The 2,353-nt window shown below is 52.1% G+C and carries 2 tRNA genes and 2 rRNA genes; all 4 read left to right on the forward strand.

Features of this window, described 5'->3' with window-relative positions:
- Positions 1–18: 18 nt before the first annotated feature.
- Positions 19–1,550 (forward strand): 16S ribosomal RNA (locus B5F88_RS19145).
- Positions 1,551–1,657: 107 nt separating this feature from the next.
- A tRNA-Ile gene (locus tag B5F88_RS19150) sits at positions 1,658–1,734 on the forward strand.
- A gap of 13 nt (positions 1,735–1,747) precedes the next feature.
- Positions 1,748–1,823 (forward strand) — tRNA-Ala (locus B5F88_RS19155).
- Positions 1,824–2,099: 276 nt separating this feature from the next.
- Positions 2,100–2,353, forward strand: a 23S ribosomal RNA gene (locus B5F88_RS19160); the annotation flags it as partial.

Genomic DNA, 2,353 nt, shown 5'->3' on the forward strand with positions numbered 1-2,353 from the left:
GAGTTCTTTAGATACCATTTTATTGAGAGTTTGATCCTGGCTCAGGATGAACGCTGGCGGCGTGCTTAACACATGCAAGTCGAACGGAGTGCTCATGACAGAGGATTCGTCCAATGGATTGAGTTACTTAGTGGCGGACGGGTGAGTAACGCGTGAGGAACCTGCCTCGGAGTGGGGAATAACAGACCGAAAGGCCTGCTAATACCGCATGATACAGTTGGGTCGCATGGCTCTGACTGTCAAAGATTTATCGCTCTGAGATGGCCTCGCGTCTGATTAGCTAGTTGGCGGGGTAACGGCCCACCAAGGCGACGATCAGTAGCCGGACTGAGAGGTTGACCGGCCACATTGGGACTGAGACACGGCCCAGACTCCTACGGGAGGCAGCAGTGGGGAATATTGGGCAATGGGCGCAAGCCTGACCCAGCAACGCCGCGTGAAGGAAGAAGGCTTTCGGGTTGTAAACTTCTTTTCTCGGGGACGAAACAAATGACGGTACCTGAGGAATAAGCCACGGCTAACTACGTGCCAGCAGCCGCGGTAATACGTAGGTGGCGAGCGTTATCCGGATTTACTGGGTGTAAAGGGCGTGTAGGCGGGATTGCAAGTCAGACGTGAAAACTATGGGCTCAACCCATAGCCTGCGTTTGAAACTGTAGTTCTTGAGTGCTGGAGAGGCAATCGGAATTCCGTGTGTAGCGGTGAAATGCGTAGATATACGGAGGAACACCAGTGGCGAAGGCGGATTGCTGGACAGTAACTGACGCTGAGGCGCGAAAGCGTGGGGAGCAAACAGGATTAGATACCCTGGTAGTCCACGCCGTAAACGATGGATACTAGGTGTGGGGGGTCTGACCCCCTCCGTGCCGCAGTTAACACAATAAGTATCCCACCTGGGGAGTACGATCGCAAGGTTGAAACTCAAAGGAATTGACGGGGGCCCGCACAAGCGGTGGAGTATGTGGTTTAATTCGAAGCAACGCGAAGAACCTTACCAGGGCTTGACATCCCACTAACGAAGCAGAGATGCATTAGGTGCCCTTCGGGGAAAGTGGAGACAGGTGGTGCATGGTTGTCGTCAGCTCGTGTCGTGAGATGTTGGGTTAAGTCCCGCAACGAGCGCAACCCTTATTGTTAGTTGCTACGCAAGAGCACTCTAGCGAGACTGCCGTTGACAAAACGGAGGAAGGTGGGGACGACGTCAAATCATCATGCCCCTTATGTCCTGGGCCACACACGTACTACAATGGTGGTTAACAGAGGGAAGCAATACCGCGAGGTGGAGCAAATCCCTAAAAGCCATCCCAGTTCGGATTGCAGGCTGAAACCCGCCTGTATGAAGTTGGAATCGCTAGTAATCGCGGATCAGCATGCCGCGGTGAATACGTTCCCGGGCCTTGTACACACCGCCCGTCACACCATGAGAGTCGGGAACACCCGAAGTCCGTAGCCTAACAGCAATGGGGGCGCGGCCGAAGGTGGGTTCGATAATTGGGGTGAAGTCGTAACAAGGTAGCCGTATCGGAAGGTGCGGCTGGATCACCTCCTTTCTAAGGAGACTTCAACAGAACAAGTTCTGTTGTAACGTCCTAAGGTCAGCTTTCTGGGGTGAATAAGCTTTCACGTTGTTTAATTTAGAGGGTATACGCAAACAGATGGGCCCATAGCTCAGCTGGCTAGAGCGCACGACTGATAATCGTGAGGTCGGTGGTTCGAGTCCACTTGGGCCCACCACAACTCTCTCGATGGGGGTATAGCTCAGCTGGGAGAGCACCTGCTTTGCAAGCAGGGGGTCGTCGGTTCGAGCCCGACTATCTCCACCAATTCAATACTGGATTGAAGTATCTGAGGAATCAGGTATTTCAATCTGGCCTTGAAAGAGGCTGGAAGTCAGCACCTTGAAAACTGAACAATGCAGAATGAAAGTACAAGAGCAAGCAACAGAGGGCAAACAGCAATGTTGTGGAACTTAAAGATAGAATGGCGATAGCTGTTCTAGTGAATGGGTAGAAACAATGTAGCCAATTGCAAACTTCTGTGATGCCTGCATAATTCATGATCGAATAGAGAACAGCTCAGAAATGAGACTGTTCTACTAAGGTCAAGCTAATAAGAGCGCAAGGGGAATGCCTTGGCATCAGGAGCCGAAGAAGGACGTGACAAGCTGCGATAAGCTGCGGTGAGCTGCACATAAGCTTTGACCCGCAGATTTCCGAATGGGGAAACCCGGCAGAGCAATACTCTGTCAGCCTGCGTTGAATCAAATAGGCGTAGGTGGGGAACCGCCTGAACTGAAACATCTAAGTAGGGCGAGGAAGAGAAATCAACAGAGATTCCGCAAGTAGTGGCGAGC

Origin of the sequence: Flavonifractor sp. An306 (assembly GCF_002159455.1) — a bacterium.
In the GTDB taxonomy this organism is placed as follows: Bacteria; Bacillota; Clostridia; order Oscillospirales; family Oscillospiraceae; genus Flavonifractor.